At 58.1% G+C, this 17,055-nt stretch carries 14 protein-coding genes; 5 read left to right on the top strand and 9 right to left on the bottom strand.

The features are described from left to right. Nucleotides 1-83 precede the first annotated feature (83 nt). Nucleotides 84-2,675: a glycosyltransferase gene (locus tag ACA079_RS26165; RefSeq protein WP_497701453.1), complete on the bottom strand. Its 2,592-nt coding sequence runs from the start codon at nt 2,673-2,675 to the stop codon at nt 84-86. Between the two features lie 228 nt (nt 2,676-2,903). Between ACA079_RS26165 and tcdA the strand changes: the two genes are divergently transcribed. After that, the gene (gene tcdA / locus ACA079_RS26160; RefSeq protein WP_497701452.1) at nt 2,904-3,722 is read left to right on the top strand and encodes a tRNA cyclic N6-threonylcarbamoyladenosine(37) synthase TcdA; all 819 of its coding nucleotides are present in this window, start codon (nt 2,904-2,906) and stop codon (nt 3,720-3,722) included. A gap of 92 nt (nt 3,723-3,814) precedes the next feature. Here the strand turns inward: tcdA and ACA079_RS26155 are convergent, their stop codons facing one another. The 8 genes from ACA079_RS26155 to map all read right to left on the bottom strand — a co-directional run bounded on the left by ACA079_RS26155 (nt 3,815) and on the right by map (nt 13,369). Next, nucleotides 3,815-4,222, bottom strand: coding sequence for a SufE family protein (locus ACA079_RS26155; RefSeq protein ID WP_497701451.1), 408 nt, complete (start codon nt 4,220-4,222; stop codon nt 3,815-3,817). Further along, nucleotides 4,219-5,424: an aminotransferase class V-fold PLP-dependent enzyme gene (locus tag ACA079_RS26150; RefSeq protein ID WP_497701450.1), complete on the bottom strand. Its 1,206-nt coding sequence runs from the start codon at nt 5,422-5,424 to the stop codon at nt 4,219-4,221. The genes ACA079_RS26155 and ACA079_RS26150 overlap by 4 nt, the downstream gene beginning before the upstream one ends. Before the next feature lie 138 nt (nt 5,425-5,562). Then, nucleotides 5,563-6,597 (bottom strand): 2,3,4,5-tetrahydropyridine-2,6-dicarboxylate N-succinyltransferase, encoded by a 1,035-nt coding sequence (gene dapD, locus ACA079_RS26145; protein ID WP_497701449.1) that lies wholly within the window; start codon nt 6,595-6,597, stop codon nt 5,563-5,565. 33 nt (nt 6,598-6,630) lie between these two features. Continuing rightward, nucleotides 6,631-6,993, bottom strand: a complete 363-nt coding sequence (locus ACA079_RS26140) for an ArsC family reductase (protein ID WP_059407789.1) — start codon at nt 6,991-6,993, stop codon at nt 6,631-6,633. 534 nt (nt 6,994-7,527) lie between these two features. Continuing rightward, nucleotides 7,528-8,259, bottom strand: coding sequence for a M12 family metallopeptidase (locus ACA079_RS26135; protein WP_497701448.1), 732 nt, complete (start codon nt 8,257-8,259; stop codon nt 7,528-7,530). Between the two features lie 165 nt (nt 8,260-8,424). Further along, nucleotides 8,425-9,624: a succinyldiaminopimelate transaminase gene (gene dapC, locus ACA079_RS26130; RefSeq protein WP_497701447.1), complete on the bottom strand. Its 1,200-nt coding sequence runs from the start codon at nt 9,622-9,624 to the stop codon at nt 8,425-8,427. Between the two features lie 214 nt (nt 9,625-9,838). Beyond that, nucleotides 9,839-12,541, bottom strand: coding sequence for a [protein-PII] uridylyltransferase (locus tag ACA079_RS26125; protein WP_497701446.1), 2,703 nt, complete (start codon nt 12,539-12,541; stop codon nt 9,839-9,841). A gap of 45 nt (nt 12,542-12,586) precedes the next feature. Continuing rightward, nucleotides 12,587-13,369, bottom strand: a complete 783-nt coding sequence (gene map, locus ACA079_RS26120) for a type I methionyl aminopeptidase (protein WP_123365851.1) — start codon at nt 13,367-13,369, stop codon at nt 12,587-12,589. Nucleotides 13,370-13,742: 373 nt separating this feature from the next. On the opposite strand from map, the gene rpsB reads away from it, so the two are divergent. The 4 genes from rpsB to frr all read left to right on the top strand — a co-directional run bounded on the left by rpsB (nt 13,743) and on the right by frr (nt 17,044). Then, nucleotides 13,743-14,480, top strand: coding sequence for a 30S ribosomal protein S2 (gene rpsB / locus ACA079_RS26115; protein ID WP_003219330.1), 738 nt, complete (start codon nt 13,743-13,745; stop codon nt 14,478-14,480). 192 nt (nt 14,481-14,672) lie between these two features. Next, nucleotides 14,673-15,536: a translation elongation factor Ts gene (gene tsf / locus ACA079_RS26110; RefSeq protein ID WP_033056302.1), complete on the top strand. Its 864-nt coding sequence runs from the start codon at nt 14,673-14,675 to the stop codon at nt 15,534-15,536. Between the two features lie 210 nt (nt 15,537-15,746). Further along, complete coding sequence (pyrH, locus tag ACA079_RS26105; RefSeq protein WP_003172271.1) at nt 15,747-16,490, top strand: UMP kinase; 744 nt, start codon at nt 15,747-15,749, stop codon at nt 16,488-16,490. Continuing rightward, a complete protein-coding gene (gene frr / locus ACA079_RS26100) occupies nt 16,487-17,044 on the top strand; it encodes a ribosome recycling factor (RefSeq protein ID WP_208669802.1) in 558 nt (185 codons plus the stop codon). The genes pyrH and frr overlap by 4 nt, the downstream gene beginning before the upstream one ends. Nucleotides 17,045-17,055 lie beyond the last annotated feature (11 nt).

The following is a 17,055-nucleotide window of genomic DNA, read 5'->3' as shown; positions in this document are numbered from 1 at the left end:
TATTCCGCCAAGCCCTGCAAAATGGCGGTTATCTTAAAGCAAAACGGCGGCCATTGGCCGCCGTTTAGTGCATCTGGAACGATTTAGACCGCCGGAGCCGTCTCGCCCTCGACCGCCGGTTTCGGCAGCGAAGACAAGAACGCCATGATCAGCGCCGCCAGGTACGGAAGCGACTGCACCAGCAACATGGTCACCCAGAAGCGCATGTCGTTGCTCGGCATGCCGTTCACCAGGTAAATCCCCAGCGCCGCGCCCCACAACAGCAGCATGATGAACACTTCTTCGCGCGCCTCCGAAATCGCCACCCAGAAACCGTGGTTATCGGCGTTCTTTGGCGTGCGGAAAAACGGAATGCTGCTGGTGAAGAAACCGTACAGCACCGCTTTGGCGATGGTGTGCGACAACGCCAGCCCGGCCAGTGCCGCGCAGAACGCATCCTTGAGGTTGACCCCGACCGCACGACGGTACAGGAAGATGATCTTGCCCACCTTGAACACGAACAGCGCCAATGGCGGGATCGCGAAAATCAACAACGGAGGGTCGACCCGTTGCGGCACGATGATCATCGCCGCCGACCACAGCAGGGCACCCACGGTGAAGAAGATGTTCATGCCGTCCGCCACCCATGGCAACCAGCCCGCGAGGAAGTGGTAGCGCTGGCCACGGGTCAGCTCGGTGCCCTTGCCGCGAAGCAGACTGGTGGTGTGACGCTTGATGATCTGAATCGCTCCATAAGCCCAGCGGAAACGCTGTTTCTTGAAGTCGATAAAGGTATCGGGCATCAGGCCTTTGCCGTAGCTGGTGTGGTAATACGCCGCTGACAAGCCTTTTTCGAATACGCGCAGACCCAACTCGGCGTCTTCACAGATGCACCAGTCAGCCCAGCCCAGTTCCTCGAGCACCGAGCGCCGGGTCATGGTCATGGTGCCGTGCTGGATGATCGCGTCACGGTCGTTACGGGTAACCATGCCGATGTGAAAGAAACCTTTGTATTCCGCGTAGCAGAGCTTCTTGAAGGTGCTTTCGTTCTGGTCGCGGTAATCCTGCGGCGACTGCACCACGGCGATTTTCGGATCGGCGAAGTGCGGCACCATGTGTTTGAGCCAGTTCGGGTCGACGCAGTAGTCCGAGTCGATCACCGCAATCACTTCGGCATCCTTGGCGGTGTGCGGAATCAGGTAATTCAGCGCGCCACCCTTGAAGCCGGCCAACGGTGCAACGTGGAAGAACTTGAAGCGCGGGCCGAGGGTTTCGCAATAATCGCGCACTGGTTCCCAGACCGCCGGGTCCTTGGTGTTGTTGTCGATGATCAGGACTTCGAAATCCGGATAGTCGAGGTTGGCCAGGGCGTTGAGGGTCTGTTTGACCATCTCCGGCGGCTCGTTGTAGCAAGGTACGTGAATCGAGACTTTCGGTCGGTAGTCCGATTCGCCGACCACCGGCAGGAATTCACGTCGGCGCTTGTGGGTCCAGACCGCTTCGGCCAGTTCATGGGCCTCGGTCAACAGCACAATAAAGACCCCGAGTGCGCCGAGGGCGAGCAGGAATCCTACCGTCAGGCTGAACCAGGTGCTGTATTGCAGGCTGTAGTCGTAACCGATCCACACCAGCACCGATCCGCAGAGGAAGGCGATAAAGGTCAGGAAGGTGCGGCCGCGTTGACGCAGGGCCGAGCCGTCGATCATCAGCAAGGTCAGGGACAGCAGCGCCAGAACCACCGAACCGACCGCCAGTACGCGCCATTGCGGGATCGCGACGACGGGGCCTTCAAAGTTGAATTTCTGCTGGCGCGCGGCGTTGAAAACGCCCCAGTAAGCGCCCACGGAACCTTCGTCACTGGCCTTCCACGGTTGGTCAAAGGCTTCGATTACGAAGTAGTTGAAGCCCTGGCGATTGAGCTTGTTGACCAAGGTCCGCAGATAGATTGCCTGGTCTGCCGGCGACGCGTCGGCGCCACCGCGCATACGGCCGTTGCTCGGCCAGCCGACTTCCGACAGCAGCAGCGGTTTTTTCGGGAACATCTTTTTCAGGTCACGGGCGCGGTCGAGTACGAACTGCCCGGACTGCTCCATCGGAACATGTTCCCAGTACGGCAGGACGTGGGCGGCGATCAGGTCGACGTGCTTGGCCAAGCTCGGGTTTTCTTCCCAGACGTGCCATTGCTCGGAGGTCGTCACCGGTACTTTCACTGCCGCGCGGACGCGATCCAGGATCACGCTCAGTTCGGCGGCGGTAATTTCCTTACGGAAGATCGCCTCGTTACCAACTACGACGCGAACCACGCTGCGGGAGGTATTGGCCAGGTCAATGGCGCGCAGGATTTCACGCTCGTTGCGCTCCTGGTCCGGGCTGATCCAGATACCCAGCGTCACGCGCAAACCGAATTCTTCGGCGAGCTTGGGAATATCACCCAGGCTGCCATCGACCGAGTAAGTACGGATGTTGTCCGTCAGCTTGCTCATGATCTCCAGATCGCGACGCATTTCATCGTCGGTCGGATATTGCTCTTTTTGTGGGTACTGCCCTTGCTGGAACGGCGAGTACGAAAAGCCGGAGATCTGTTCAGGCCAGTTGGGGGCGGTGACCGGGCGATTGATCAGCGCCCAGAAGCCGGTAAACAAGGCAGCGATGGCGAGCACCACGACCAGGTTGAGTCCAAATTTACGCGATGACATAGCTTTTTCAGGTTCCAAAGGCTGTGGAACGAAGGAACGGTTTGCGGCTGGCTGCCAGGGGGCAGGGGCGCGCATCCTACACTGGAGGTTCTCTGACCGTACAGCGAACAGGGAAACGCCCGACATTGGGCACTCTGGTTTCACATAAGTTCTTACACTTGTCGCTGGAAGGTTAAAAGTTCTCGCACTGTGGCCCTATAATGCGCGCCGGTTTTTGGGGTAATGGTCATGAGTACAGAAGATCCGCGGTTTGCAGGCATCGCCCGTTTGTATGGCATCGACGGCCTGGAGCGCTTGCGCGCGGCCCACGTGGCGATCGTCGGCGTCGGTGGCGTCGGTTCCTGGGCGGCGGAAGCCGTCGCCCGTTGTGGCGTGGGGGAGATTTCGCTATTCGACCTGGATGACGTCTGCGTCAGCAACGCCAACCGTCAGTTGCACGCGCTGGACAGCACCGTCGGCAAACCCAAGGTTGACGTGATGGCCGAGCGCCTGCGCGGGATCAACCCGGACTGCACCGTGCACGCGGTGGCGGATTTCGTCACCCGCGAGACCATGGCCGAATACATCACGCCGAACATCGACTGCGTCATTGATTGCATCGACAGCGTGAATGCCAAGGCGGCGCTGATCGCCTGGTGCAAACGCCGCAAGATCCAGATCATCACCACCGGCGGCGCGGGCGGACAGATTGATCCGACGTTGATTCAGGTTTGCGATTTGAATCGGACCTTCAATGATCCGTTGGCTTCGAAAGTGCGCTCGACGTTGCGTCGGGATTACAACTTCTCACGCACCGTGACCCGCCATTACAGCGTGCCGTGCGTTTTTTCCACCGAACAACTGCGCTACCCGAAACCGGATGGCAGCATTTGCTTGCAGAAGAGTTTTGTCGGTGACGGTGTGAAGCTCGACTGCGCCGGAGGGTTTGGTGCGGTGATGATGGTGACGGCGACGTTTGGCATGGTCGCGGCGACCAAGGCTGTGGATAAGATTGTGGCGGGTGTGCGTCGCCCCGCGGATCGCATCAAATCTCAAACTGAAACGTAAACCCGTGTAGGAGCTGCCGAAGGCTGCGATCTTTTGATCTTCGGCGTAGGTGCTCCCGCTAAAGATCAAAAGATCGCAGCCTTCGGCAGCTCCTACACGTCGCTCAGGCTCCGCATCCGCTGTAACACGGCATTGAGGCCATTGCTGCGTGAAGGGGAGAGCTGACGGCTCAGCCCAAGCTGATTGAACCACTCCGGCAAATCCACCTGTCGCAATTCAGCCGCCGACAACCCGTTGACCCGCGCCAGTAGCAACGCCACCAACCCGCGAATCAACCGCGCATCGCTGCTCGCGGCAAACTGCCAGTGACCGTCATCCAGCGCGCCCACCAGCCATACCTGACTTTCACAGCCATGCACGCGGTTGACGTCACTCTTATCCACATCACTCAACGCGGGCAGACGGTCGCCCCACTGCATCAACAGCCGCGCCCGTTGTTCCCAACCGGCAGCATTCTGAAAAGTCTCCAGCGCCGTGGCCGCATCGGCAGGCAAGTTCATCGCAACAACTCCAGCGCCTGATCCAGCGCTTCAAAGAACCGCTCCAGGTCTTCGGAATCGTTGTACAGCGCCAACGACACCCGTATCGCCCCAGCCAGTTCAAAACGCTTGAGCAGCGGCATGGCGCAATGATGACCGGCGCGCACCGCGATCCCCTGTTCGGTCAGCAAATGCGCCAAATCAGAGTTATGCACACCCTCGACGACAAAACTGGCCAGCGCCAGTTGCGGCTTGCCCAACAACCGAATGCCGTTGCGCGATTCAAGGCCTTTGAGCAAATAGTCATGCAGCGCCGCTTCGTGGGCGCAAACCGCGTCCTGATCGAGCCCAGCCAGATAATCCAGCGTCGCCCCCAAACCAATCACACCGGCAATCGGCGGCGTACCCGCCTCGAAACCCAGCGGCGCCGGGCGGAACCGTGCGCTGTGGTAATCCGCATCCAGCACCATTTCGCCGCCGAATTGCCAGTGACGCAGTTGCTCAAGCGCTTCGTTGCGACCGAACAGTACGCCCAGACCATCGGGGCCGTAGAGCTTGTGGCTGGAAAACACATAGAAGTCGCAGCCCAGCGCCTGCACGTCGTGCCGGCCGTGAACCACGCCTTGGGCGCCATCGACTACGGTCAACGCGTTATGCGCCTTGGCCAGCGTCAAGAGGGCGGGCAAGGGCTGCCAGGCGCCGAGTACGTTGGACAGCTGACTGACCGCCAGCAAGCGGGTTCGCGGACCGATCAGCTGCGCGGCAGCATCAAGGTCAATCAAACCGTCAGCGTCCAGTGGCAGGATCACCAGCTTCAGGTCGCGACGGTGGGCCAGCTGCTGCCACGGCAACAGATTGGCGTGATGCTCCAGGGCGCTGATGACAACTTCATCGCCTGGATTGAAAAGATGTTCCAGGCCATAAGCCAGGAGGTTCAGCGCAGACGTTGCGCCATGGGTAAAGATGATCTGCCCGCAATCGCCGGCATTGAGCCAGTGGGCGACTTTGCTGCGGCTGGCCTCGAATGCCTGGGTGGCGTGGGCGCCGGGCAGGTGTTGCGCCCGATGCACGTTGGCCGCGCCGTTGGCGTAGTAATGCGCCAGGGCATCCAGCAGGGCTTGAGGTTTTTGCGTGGTGGCGGCGTTGTCCAGATACGTCTGGTCTTGCCGTTGCAATGCGGCGATGGCCGGAAAATCGGCGCGCCAGGGAGAGGGAATCATCATGCTATCGAGCCCTGTTAAACATGGGCGGGTGTACGCCTGAGCCTGTAGGAGCAAAGCTTGCTCGCGAAGCTCTTGGCGGCCTCAAGGGCCCCATCGCGAGCAAGCTCAGCTCCTACAGGTGATCGTTTGACGCTCTGCTTAGTTGTGAGCGTGCAGCGCTTCGTTCAGTTCGATGGCCGATTTGTGGGTTTTGCATTCCACGGCACCGGTCTCCGAATTGCGACGGAACAGCAGGTCAGGTTGACCGGCCAGTTCACGCGCCTTCACGACTTTGACCAGTTTGTTGTTTTCGTCCAGCAGCGCCACTTTGGTACCAGCGGTCACGTACAGGCCCGATTCAACGGTGTTGCGATCGCCCAACGGAATGCCGATGCCGGCGTTCGCGCCGATCAGGCAGCCTTCGCCGACCTTGATCACGATGTTACCGCCGCCCGACAGGGTGCCCATGGTCGAGCAACCGCCGCCCAGGTCCGAACCCTTGCCGACGAATACGCCAGCGGAAACGCGGCCTTCGATCATGCCCGGGCCTTCGGTGCCGGCGTTGAAGTTGACGAAACCTTCGTGCATCACGGTGGTGCCTTCGCCGACGTAGGCGCCCAGACGAATACGTGCCGCGTCAGCGATGCGCACGCCGGCCGGAACCACGTAGTCGGTCATTTTCGGGAACTTGTCCACCGAGAACACTTCCAGCAGCTCGCCACGCAGACGGGCTTCCAGTTGATGTTCGGCCAGTTCGGCCAGGTCGATTGCGCCCTGGCTGGTCCATGCCACGTTCGGCAGCAACGGGAACACGCCCGCCAGGTTCAGGCCGTGCGGCTTGACCAGACGATGGGACAGCAGGTGCAGCTTGAGGTAAGCCTCAGGCGTGGAAGTCAGCTGAGCGTCTTCGGCCAGAATGGTCGCGACCAGCGGCTTGTGGCTCTCGGCCAGACGGGTCAGCAAGGCAGCCTGGGTTGCGTCGACGCTTTTCAGGGCTTCAGCCAGTTGCGACGCCTGAGCGGTGGTGAAGGCGATGGCCTGATTGCCTTCGGTGTAGCCCAGAACAGGCGCGATGGCAGCGACCAGTTCGGCCGACGGGTTGAGCAGTGGCTGTGCGTAAAACACTTCCAGCCATGCGCCTTGACGGTTTTGAGTGCCGACACCAAAGGCCAGGCTGAACAGGGTAGTAGACATGTTGATACCTCTAACAAAATGGAACGGGCTGCCTTACTTGAGTGCTGCCGCGTAGATATCTGGCTTGAAGCCAATCAGGGTTCGGTCACCGAGATCAAGCACCGGGCGCTTGATCATCGAGGGTTGTGCGAGCATCAATTCGATGGCTTTCGGCTGGTCGAGATCGGCTTTACGTTCGTCGTCGAGCTTGCGAAAGGTCGTGCCTGCACGGTTCAACACCACTTGCCAGCCGTGCTCGTCGCACCATTGGGTCAGGTGTTCACGGTCGATTCCGACCGCTTTGTAATCATGGAAGTCATAGCTGACAGCGTGTTCATCGAGCCAGGTGCGCGCCTTTTTCATGGTGTCGCAGGCTTTGATGCCGAAAAGGTGCAACGTTTTGCTTGAAACGGTCAAGGAATTGCCCCCTTTGCAGGTGCTGGAAATAAAAGGTGAAGGATTATGCCATGACCGGACGGTTTCGGCCTCAGCCACGTCCAGGTGTTACCCGGCGGCCTGAGCGGCGACCGGGTCGGATGCGACCTTTTTGCGGCGGCCAGCCTCCAGTCTAAGCGGCGAATATGGCACTTCCACTGCAGCCTGTTACCTGAAGTGTGCCTGGGGAACTCCCATTGGTGAATAAGGGCGGTGTAACAGGCGTTTGGCTGGATAGACACTTAAGGGTAAATTTGACGAATAAACGTGATGTCGGCTGTGCTGATATGTGGGTTTTCTGTTTGCTTCCAATCACCCAGGGTGTACTCGTTGGATATCTCATAGTGCATGACCGAATGTCGGTCATACGCCGCAAAGTCCGGCTGGCATCGCGGGGGAGTGGAAAGACGTTCAGGTCCACCTGCGCCTTCGACCAACCAAATTTTTGTCGATACAACTCGTAGGTTTTTTCCTTGCCCCACGGAATGTTTGCCTCAGGATGTTGATGCTTGATTGCTAACGTTTTGGATAAAGCAACTTCATCAGTTTTTTATCTTTTTTACTGATTTTTCGGTTGATAGGGATTTCCCAATTGCTCAGTGTCAGCGTGTTAGCGACCGGGTGGTGCATGATGGATTTTCTGTCGTACGGCTTATAAATCGCTTCGATTGTATTGAAGGGCTCAAAGAGATTTCTATCGACCTGCTCTTTGGTCAATGGATTCATCTCTCTATTCTGGTAGAACTCATACACCTTCGGTTTATCCCAGGGAATATTGGCTTCGGGGTGTTGATGTTCGTGCATTGCTCCCAAGGCGTGACCAAATTCGTGAGTCACAATCACCTTGAAGTCTTCATGCTCGGGTTTAACCCCCAGGTTCATGGTCGGCCAGTCGGGATGAATCAACAGCGCGTCGGTGCCCAGCATTGAGCTGTTGTCATCGTTCCTGGTGGCGATCCGAATCTCGCCCTGCAAATCATCGACGAACTCAAATTTGAGATTGATATACGGCAGCCATTGACTGGCGGCGTCGATGATCTTCTGTTTGTGGTCATCGTCGGGGCCATCGATAAAAGCGATTTTGAGCGTGCGTCCGTTTGCCCAGAGTTTCGAATAATTGATCAGCGAGCGCTTGCGCCGAGTGCTGGTTGCGGAACCTGTGTTATCAGGGTTCTCGTTAACAGCAGCGTCGTAGGATTGTTGATCGTCGGGCCATTGGATGAGGTTGCAGTCTTCAATACTGTTCATTGGCTACTTCTTCCATGAAGTTTGGTAAAAATTGTGTGAGTGCGCACAGTAATGCGCTACATGAGAGTAAGGGGGCTCTGCAGTTCGGTGAACTTTAATTTTGGCTGAAGTGTAACTGGCTGTATGAGAGGCCCGCATTGCGTTGCACAATGCGGGCCGGGATACTTACTTATTACGAATAATAAAGTCGCGAATTCTCTTCGCCGCTTCTACGCATTCGGCCAACGGTGCGACTAGCGCCATGCGCACGCGACCGGCACCCGGATTAGTGCCGTCAACTTCACGGGACAGATAAGAACCCGGCACTACCGTCACATGCTCTTCGACAAACAGATCACGGCAGAACGCTTCATCATCACCGTCAACGCTCGGCCACAGGTAGAAACCGCCATCCGGACGCTGCACGTCCATCACTGGGCCAAGGATTTCCAGCACTGCATCGTACTTCTCGCGATACAGCGCACGGTTGGCGCGTACATGCACTTCGTCATTCCACGCGGCAACACTGGCCAGTTGGGTTTGAACCGGCATCGCGCAGCCGTGATAAGTGCGGTACAGCAGGAAGCCTTTGAGAATGTCCGCATCACCGGCCACAAAACCCGAGCGCAGGCCCGGCAGGTTGGAGCGCTTGGACAGGCTGTGGAACACCACGCAACGCTTGAAGTCCTTGCGGCCCAGTTCCACGCAGGCGCTGAGCAAGCCGGCGGGTGGGGTTTGTTCGTCGAAGTACAGTTCGCTGTAGCACTCGTCGGCGGCGATCACGAAGTCGTATTCGTCGGCCAGGGCGATCAGCTTCTTCAGGGTTTCGACCGGGATCAGTGCGCCGGTCGGGTTGCCTGGCGAGCACAGGAACAGGATCTGGCAGCGTTTCCAGATGTCTGGGGAAACGGCGTCGAAGTCCGGGTTGAAGCCGTTTTCGTCCAGGCATGGCAGGTAATGCGGCTTGGCCCCGGCAAGGAACGCTGCGCCTTCGTAGATTTGATAGAACGGGTTCGGGCTGACCACCAGTGCATCGTCGCCACGGTTGACCACGGTCTGGGTGAAGGCGAACAGCGCTTCACGAGTGCCGTTGACCGGCAGCACATTGCGCGCCGGGTCGAGCCAGCCGTTCGGAACGCTGAAACGACGTTCGCACCACGCGGCGATGGCTTCACGCAGGGCCGGAATTCCGAGGGTGGTCGGGTACACGGCCATCTTATCCAGATTGCTTGCCAGGGCTTCGGCGACAAAGCTTGGCGAACGGTGTTTCGGCTCGCCAATGGACAGCGCAATGGCGCGCTTTTCCGGGTTTGGCGTGACGCTGCCGAGCAGGGCGCGGAGCTTCTCGAACGGGTAGGGCTGCAACTGGTTCAGAGCGTTGTTCATGCGGGGCCTCGTTCAATGTGGGGAGCGCACTCAAATCTCAATCAAGACATAAAACCTGTGGGAGCGAGCTTGCTCGCGATGGCGGCGGCACATTCAACAACAATGTGTGCTGATCCTCCGCTATCGCGAGCAAGCTCGCTCCCACATGGGTTTCGTTTAACTGAACATTCTTGGGGTTGCTCATTCCCACAGGGGGGAAGTTTGTTAATTCAAATCAAATGCTGATGCGCGACAGTTTGATATCGGGTTCGTTACTGACGGTCAGCTGTTCGACGATTGCATCCTGCAAGCGGCTGCACAGCAATGGGTCGGACAACGGCTGGTTGTTCGCGTCGGTGATGAAGAACACGTCTTCCACGCGCTCGCCCAAGGTGGCGATCTTGGCGTTCTGTAGCGACAAGTCGAACTCCAGGAAGATCGTGCCGATCCGCGCCAACAGGCCGGGGCGATCCGGGGCGCTGAGCTCCAGCACTGTTACCGGGCGTTGGGCGTCGTTGTGGATCGTCACCTGTGGCGCAAACGCGAAATGCTTGAGCTGGCGCGGTACCCGACGCTGAATGATGGTCGGGTAGTCGTCCGGGTTGCGCAGGGCTTCGGTCAGGCCGTCGCGGATTTGTTTGACCCGCGCCGGGTTATCGCCGATCGAGTCGCCGTCGGTGTCGAGCACGATGTAGGTGTCGAGGGTGAACTGGCTGCTGGAGGTGATGACCCGGGCGTCGTGAATGTTCAGGTTGAGCTGGTCCATTGCAGCCACGGTCACGGCGAAGAAGTCGTGCTGATCCGGCGCGTAGATAAAGATCTGCGTGCCGCCTTCGAACTCGCGCTGGGTGGTTTCCTTGATCAGCACCAGCGGCCCGCCGTCGGCCGGCTGCTGGAGGATCGCGTCACTGTGCCAGGCCACGTCGCCGGCGGTGTGGCGCAGGAAATAGTCATCGCCCAATTGTGCCCACAGCTGCTCGACGTCGTCCGGATCGGTGCCGCCGCGCACCAGAATATCCAGTGCTGCGCTCTGGGTCTGGCGAATCTGCTCTTCGCGATCGACCGGGTTTTCCAGGCCGCGGCGCAAGGCACGCTTGGTCTCGGTGTAGAGCTGGCGCAACAGGCTGGCGCGCCAGGAATTCCACAGCGTCGGGTTGGTGGCGTTGATGTCGGCGACGGTCAGTACATACAGATAATCGAGGTGAGTTTCGTCGCCGACGATCTGCGCAAAATCGTGGATGACCTGCGGGTCGGACAAGTCCTTGCGCTGGGCCGTGGTCGACATCACCAAATGGTTCTGCACCAGCCAGACGATCAGGCGGCTGTCCCACACCGGCAACTGATGGCGCTGGCAAAAGGCTTCGGCATCCACGGCGCCGATTTCCGAGTGATCGCCATGCCGGCCCTTGCCGATGTCGTGGTACAGGCCGGCCAGGTAGATCAGCTCGGGTTTGGGCAATTTGCCCATGAGCTTGCTGGCCAGCGGGAATTTTTCCGACACCTGGGTGTACTGCAACTTACGCAGATGTTTGATCAGGTTCAGGGTGTGAGCATCGACCGTATAGATGTGAAACAGGTCGTGCTGCATCTGCCCGACGATGAAGCCGAACTCCGGCAAGTAGCGCCCGAGGATGCCGTAACGGTTCATCCGTCGCAGGTTGCGATGGATGCCGATCTTGCACTTGAACAGTTCGATAAACAGGCTGGTATTGCGGATGTCGTTGCGGAAATCGTCGTCTATCAGGTGACGGTTTTCTCGCAGCAGACGAATGGTGTCGGCGCGCACGCCTTTGATTTCCGGCTGCTGGGCCATCAATACGAAGATTTCCAGCATGGCGAACGGTGTACGGCGGAACACGTTGTCGTTGCGCGCCTCGATGTAACCGTCGTGCAGCTGGAATCGCGAGTTGATCGGCTGCGGTGGCGCTTCGTCTTCGGGCGCGAGGATGACTTCCTCGAAGTGCTGGATGATCAGGTCGCTGAGCTGGGCAATGCTCATGACCACCCGGTAATACTGTTGCATGAAGTTTTCGATGGCTTGCTTGGCGTCATCGCCTTTGAAACCCAGCAGCCCGGCAATGGTGCGCTGGTGATCAAACAGCAGGCGGTCTTCGGAACGGCCGGCGAGCATGTGCAGGGCGTAACGAACCTTCCACAGGAATTCCTGGGAGGAGGCCAGCAGCGCGTTTTCGCTCTCGACCAGGAAACCTTCGCCAGCCAGGGCCCGCAGGTTCAGGGTGCCGTATTCACGACGGGCCACCCACAGAATCGTCTGAATATCCCGTAGGCCGCCGGGCGAGCCTTTGACGTTGGGTTCCAGGTTGTATTCGGTGTCGTTGTACTTGTGGTGACGGGCCTTCTGCTCGGCGCGTTTGGCCAGGAAGAAGTCCTTGCTCGGCCACATGTGCGCGGTGCTGGTGACGTCCAGCATGCGCTGGCGCAAGCGCTCGGGGCCGCAGATGGTACGACTTTCCATCAGGTTGGTGACGACCGTCAGGTCGGCGCGGGCCTCCTGGACGCACTCGTCCACGGAGCGAACGCTCTGACCGACTTCAAGGCCGATGTCCCACAACAGCGTCAGAAAACGCTCGATGGAATCTCGGAAAACTTCGTGATCGGCGCTGTCCAGCAGGATCAGCAAATCGATGTCGGAATAAGGGTGCAACTCGCCGCGACCGTAGCCGCCGACCGCGACCAGCGCGATGTCGGCGTCTTCGCTCCAATTGAACTGCTCCCAGGCCTTTTGCAGGATGTTATCGACGAACCAGGCGCGATCCTCGATCAACCGGCGAATCTCGCGGCCGCTGCGAAAGCGCTCGTCGAGCACCTCGCGGGCCTGGCGAATCGCCTTTTTGAAGGCCGCGATCGGGCTTGCCTTCAGGGCCAGTTCAGCCTGGAACTGGCCACGGTCGAAGAGTTCGGGATCCACCTGCGGCATCGATTGGCTTTCCTGTCTATAAGGCTGAGGAGCTGCGCGCCCGGATCAGGCCGAAACGCGCGGGATGGTGTCGTCGGCGCGCAGGGTGAAGATTTCGTAACCGGTTTCGGTTACCAGCAGGGTGTGTTCCCACTGTGCCGACAGCTTGCGGTCCTTGGTGATCGCGGTCCAGCCGTCGCCCAACACCTTGGTGTCCGCTTTGCCCTGATTGATCATCGGCTCAATGGTAAACGTCATGCCGGCTTTCAGTTCCATGCCGGTGCCAGCGCGGCCGTAGTGCAGGATCTGCGGCTCTTCGTGGAACACCTTGCCGATGCCGTGACCGCAGAATTCGCGAACAACGGAAAAACCGTTCTTTTCAGCGTGCTTCTGGATCACTTCACCGATGTCGCCCAGACGGCAGCCGGGTTTGACGATTTCGATGGCCTTGTACATGCATTCCTGGGTGATTTGCGACAGGCGCTCTGCCCAGACCGGAACGGTGCCGACGTGGAACATGCGGCTGGTGTCGCCGTGGTAGCCGTCCTTGATGACGGTGACGTCGATGTTCAGCGTGTCGCCATCCTTCAATGGCTTCTCGTTCGGAATGCCGTGGCAGACCACGTGGTTGATCGAGGTGCAGATCGACTTCGGGAAACCCTTGTAGTTGAGCGGGGCAGGGATGGCTTTCTGCTCGTTGACGATGTAGTCGTGGCAGATGCGGTCCAGTTCTTCAGTGGTAATGCCCGGCTTGACATGTTCGGCAATCATTTCCAGCACATCGGCGGCCAGTTTGCCGGCGATGCGCATTTTTGCGATGTCCTCTGGGGTTTTGAGGGTGACGGTCATACAGGCTCTCTCTGCGCTCGATGGCGCCTTCTAAAACGGGATGGGCGTTGCGCGGTCGATCTTCGCGGCCCTGAAAAACGCGATTCTAACAGACGAGCAGCGCAAATCTGAGCCTCTGTGCATCGCTTCTCCTTATAGAATGGCGCATTCTTGGAGGATTCCAAGGGGCGGAACCAAGGCGCGCGACAGGATTTAACAATCCGGGTTCCGTTTTTTTCAGCCTTGTGATATAAAATGCGCCGCTTTCCGGGGATCCCCTGAAAAGCCTAAATCCACACACGTGTCGACACGATGACCTGGGTGCCTTCAGCTGATGCTGCTGGTTGGTCATTGGGATACGTGGAGGCCAAACCCGACTTATTAAGGAACTATCATGTCCCAAGTCAACATGCGCGATATGCTGAAGGCCGGTGTGCACTTCGGTCACCAGACCCGTTACTGGAACCCGAAAATGGGTAAATACATTTTCGGCGCGCGTAACAAGATCCACATCATCAACCTTGAAAAAACCCTGCCAATGTTCAACGAAGCTCTGACTTTCGTAGAGCGTCTGGCCCAGGGCAAAAACAAGATTCTGTTCGTCGGCACCAAGCGTTCCGCTGGCAAGATCGTTGCTGAAGAAGCAGCACGTTGCGGTTCGCCGTACGTCGATCACCGCTGGTTGGGCGGCATGCTGACCAACTTCAAAACCATCCGTGCTTCTATCAAGCGTCTGCGTGACCTTGAAGTGCAAGCCGAAGACGGTACTTTCGCCAAGCTGACCAAGAAAGAAGCGCTAATGCGCACTCGCGATCTTGAGAAGCTCGATCGTTCCCTGGGTGGTATCAAGGACATGGGCGGTCTGCCAGACGCACTGTTCGTTATCGACGTTGATCACGAGCGCATCGCGATCACCGAAGCCAACAAACTGGGCATCCCGGTTATCGGCGTAGTCGATACCAACAGCAGCCCGGAAGGCGTTGACTACATCATCCCAGGCAACGATGACGCAATCCGCGCTATCCAGCTGTACATGGGTTCGATGGCTGACGCAGTTATCCGCGGTCGCAACCACGTTGCTGGCGGCACCGAGCAGTTCGTTGAAGAAGCTCCGGTAGCAGCAGCTGAGTAATTGACGCCTTGGCGTTGACTCAGTAAGCAAAAAGGGGGCTTGGCCCCCTTTTTGCCACCTCGAAAACCGTTTGTCGGCAGCGCAGTTACAGCCTCTGTAACCTGCAGCAGCCAGCAAGGGTGGTTCGGGAAGAATTGATCGCCCGTTCGATCGGGTGGAATGGTTGAAAACCTATCCAAGAGGAATTTTGAAATGGCAGAGATTACTGCAGCGTTGGTCAAAGAACTGCGCGAGCGTACTGGCGAAGGCATGATGGACTGCAAAAAGGCCTTGACCAAGGCCGGCGGCGACATCGAAAAAGCCATTGATGACATGCGTGCTTCGGGCGCCATCAAGGCTGCCAAGAAAGCTGGCAACGTTGCCGCTGAAGGCGCTATCGCTCTTAAAGAAGACGGTAAATCCGCCGTTCTGCTGGAAGTGAACTCGCAGACCGACTTCCTGGCTCTGCAGGACGACTTCAAGGCATTTGTCGCTTCCAGCGTTGAAAAAGCGTTCGCTGACAAACTGACTGACGTCGCTCCGCTGATCGCAGCTCAAGAAGCCGATCGCCTGGTTCTGGTCGGCAAGGTTGGCGAAAACGTCAACATCCGTCGCCTGGCTCGCGTTGAAGGTGATGTTGTTGGTGGTTACCTGCACGGCAACAAGATTGGTGTTGTGGTTGCCCTTAAAGGCGGCAGCGTTGAGCTGGCCAAAGACATCGCCATGCACGTAGCGGCGACCAACCCTGAATTCCTGCTGCCATCGGAAGTTTCCGCTGAAGCGGTCGAGCGTGAGAAAGGCGTGTTCCTGACCCTCAACGCTGACAAGATCGCCGGCAAGCCAGAAAACATTGTTGAAAACATGGTCAAAGGCCGTATCAGCAAGTTCCTGGCTGAAGCGAGCCTGGTTGAGCAGGCGTTCGTCAAGAACCCTGAAATCAAGGTTGGCGAACTGGCCAAGAAAGCCGGTGCTGAAATCGTTTCCTTCACCTACTTCAAAGTAGGCGATGGCATCGAGAAGCCGGTCGACAACTTCGCTGAAGAAGTTGCTGCCCAGCTGGCTGCCGCCAAGCAATAAGACGGTTTTTTAACTGTCGCCCTGAAGAGGCTGCCCGCTCACGCGCGCAGCCTCTTTTCAGATGGGGCACCAATTTTTAATTGGTTTCCTTTTGGAACTGGCTTACAAAGCCATGTTCCGATGGCGCTGAAGCAGCGCCAAGTTAGAGTGAGCGCCAGCTGTAAACAGCTCGCAAAGAATTTTTAAAATACGCCGCAGGAGAGATTCGCAATGGCTCAGCAGGGCAGTGGTTATCAGGCTCGCTATAAACGCATTCTACTCAAGCTTAGCGGCGAGGCCCTGATGGGCTCGGAAGAGTTCGGGATCGATCCGAAAGTTCTGGATCGCATGGCGCTGGAAGTCGGCCAACTGGTCGGCATCGGTGTTCAGGTCGGTCTGGTGATCGGCGGCGGCAACCTGTTCCGCGGTGCAGCGCTGAGCGCGGCCGGCATGGATCGGGTTACCGGCGACCACATGGGCATGCTGGCCACTGTGATGAACGCCCTGGCCATGCGCGATGCGCTGGAACGTGCCAATATCTCGGCCATCGTGATGTCGGCCATTTCCATGGTTGGCGTAACCGATCACTATGATCGCCGCAAAGCCATGCGCCACTTGAACGCCAAGGAAGTCGTGATTTTCGCGGCCGGTACCGGCAATCCGTTCTTCACCACGGATTCGGCAGCGTGCTTGCGTGCAATCGAAATCGATGCCGATGTCGTGCTCAAGGCGACCAAGGTCGATGGCGTCTACACCGCTGACCCATTCAAAGACCCGCATGCCGAGAAGTTCGATCATCTGACTTACGATGAAGTGCTGGATCGCAAGCTGGGCGTGATGGATCTGACCGCCATTTGCCTGTGCCGCGACCACAAGATGCCGTTGCGCGTATTTAACATGAACAAGCCCGGCGCCCTGCTGAATATCGTACATGGCGGCGCTGAAGGGACCCTGATCGAGGAAGGCCAACAATGATCAACGAAATCAAGAAAGACGCTCAAGAGCGCATGAAAAAATCCGTCGAGTCGCTGCTGCACAACTTCGGCCGTATTCGTACCGGCCAGGCGCACCCGAGCATCCTTGAAGGCGTGATGGTGCCGTATTACGGTTCCGACACTCCGATCAAGCAAGTGGCGAACATCACCGTCAAAGACGCCCGTACCCTGCAAGTCGTTGCCTTTGAGCGCAACATGCTGGGTGCCGTCGACAAGGCCATCGGTAGCGCGGGTCTGAACCTCAACCCGACCAACCTGGGTGAATTGCTGCTGATCTCCATGCCGGCCCTGACCGAAGAAACCCGTAAGGGCTTCACCAAGCAGGCTCGCGATGTCGCTGAAGATGCTCGTGTTGCCGTGCGCAACATCCGTCGCGATGCCAACAGCTCGCTGAAGGATCTGGTCAAGGAAAAAGAAATAAGCGAAGACGAAGAACGTCGCGCCACTGGCGAGATCGACGATTTGACCAAGAAGTACGTGGCTGAAATCGACGCGAATCTGGCACAGAAAGAAAAAGACCTGATGGCCGTATAAGGGTCGCGTTT

The organism is Pseudomonas sp. LBUM1645 (assembly GCF_059716185.1).
Note: the sequence above shows the minus strand (reverse complement) of the source record. Positions and strands in the feature narration are given on the sequence as shown.

What these genes read in the sequence shown, in the direction of transcription:
- ACA079_RS26165 (WP_497701453.1), bottom strand. Translation starts at nt 2,675, where the DNA reads ATGTCATCGCGTAAATTTGGACTCAACCTGGTCGTGGTGCTCGCCATC.
- tcdA (WP_497701452.1), top strand. Translation starts at nt 2,904, where the DNA reads ATGAGTACAGAAGATCCGCGGTTTGCAGGCATCGCCCGTTTGTATGGC.
- ACA079_RS26155 (WP_497701451.1), bottom strand. Translation starts at nt 4,222, where the DNA reads ATGAACTTGCCTGCCGATGCGGCCACGGCGCTGGAGACTTTTCAGAAT.
- ACA079_RS26150 (WP_497701450.1), bottom strand. Translation starts at nt 5,424, where the DNA reads ATGATGATTCCCTCTCCCTGGCGCGCCGATTTTCCGGCCATCGCCGCA.
- dapD (WP_497701449.1), bottom strand. Translation starts at nt 6,597, where the DNA reads ATGTCTACTACCCTGTTCAGCCTGGCCTTTGGTGTCGGCACTCAAAAC.
- ACA079_RS26135 (WP_497701448.1), bottom strand. Translation starts at nt 8,259, where the DNA reads ATGAACAGTATTGAAGACTGCAACCTCATCCAATGGCCCGACGATCAA.
- dapC (WP_497701447.1), bottom strand. Translation starts at nt 9,624, where the DNA reads ATGAACAACGCTCTGAACCAGTTGCAGCCCTACCCGTTCGAGAAGCTC.
- ACA079_RS26125 (WP_497701446.1), bottom strand. Translation starts at nt 12,541, where the DNA reads ATGCCGCAGGTGGATCCCGAACTCTTCGACCGTGGCCAGTTCCAGGCT.
- map (WP_123365851.1), bottom strand. Translation starts at nt 13,369, where the DNA reads ATGACCGTCACCCTCAAAACCCCAGAGGACATCGCAAAAATGCGCATC.
- rpsB (WP_003219330.1), top strand. Translation starts at nt 13,743, where the DNA reads ATGTCCCAAGTCAACATGCGCGATATGCTGAAGGCCGGTGTGCACTTC.
- tsf (WP_033056302.1), top strand. Translation starts at nt 14,673, where the DNA reads ATGGCAGAGATTACTGCAGCGTTGGTCAAAGAACTGCGCGAGCGTACT.
- pyrH (WP_003172271.1), top strand. Translation starts at nt 15,747, where the DNA reads ATGGCTCAGCAGGGCAGTGGTTATCAGGCTCGCTATAAACGCATTCTA.
- frr (WP_208669802.1), top strand. Translation starts at nt 16,487, where the DNA reads ATGATCAACGAAATCAAGAAAGACGCTCAAGAGCGCATGAAAAAATCC.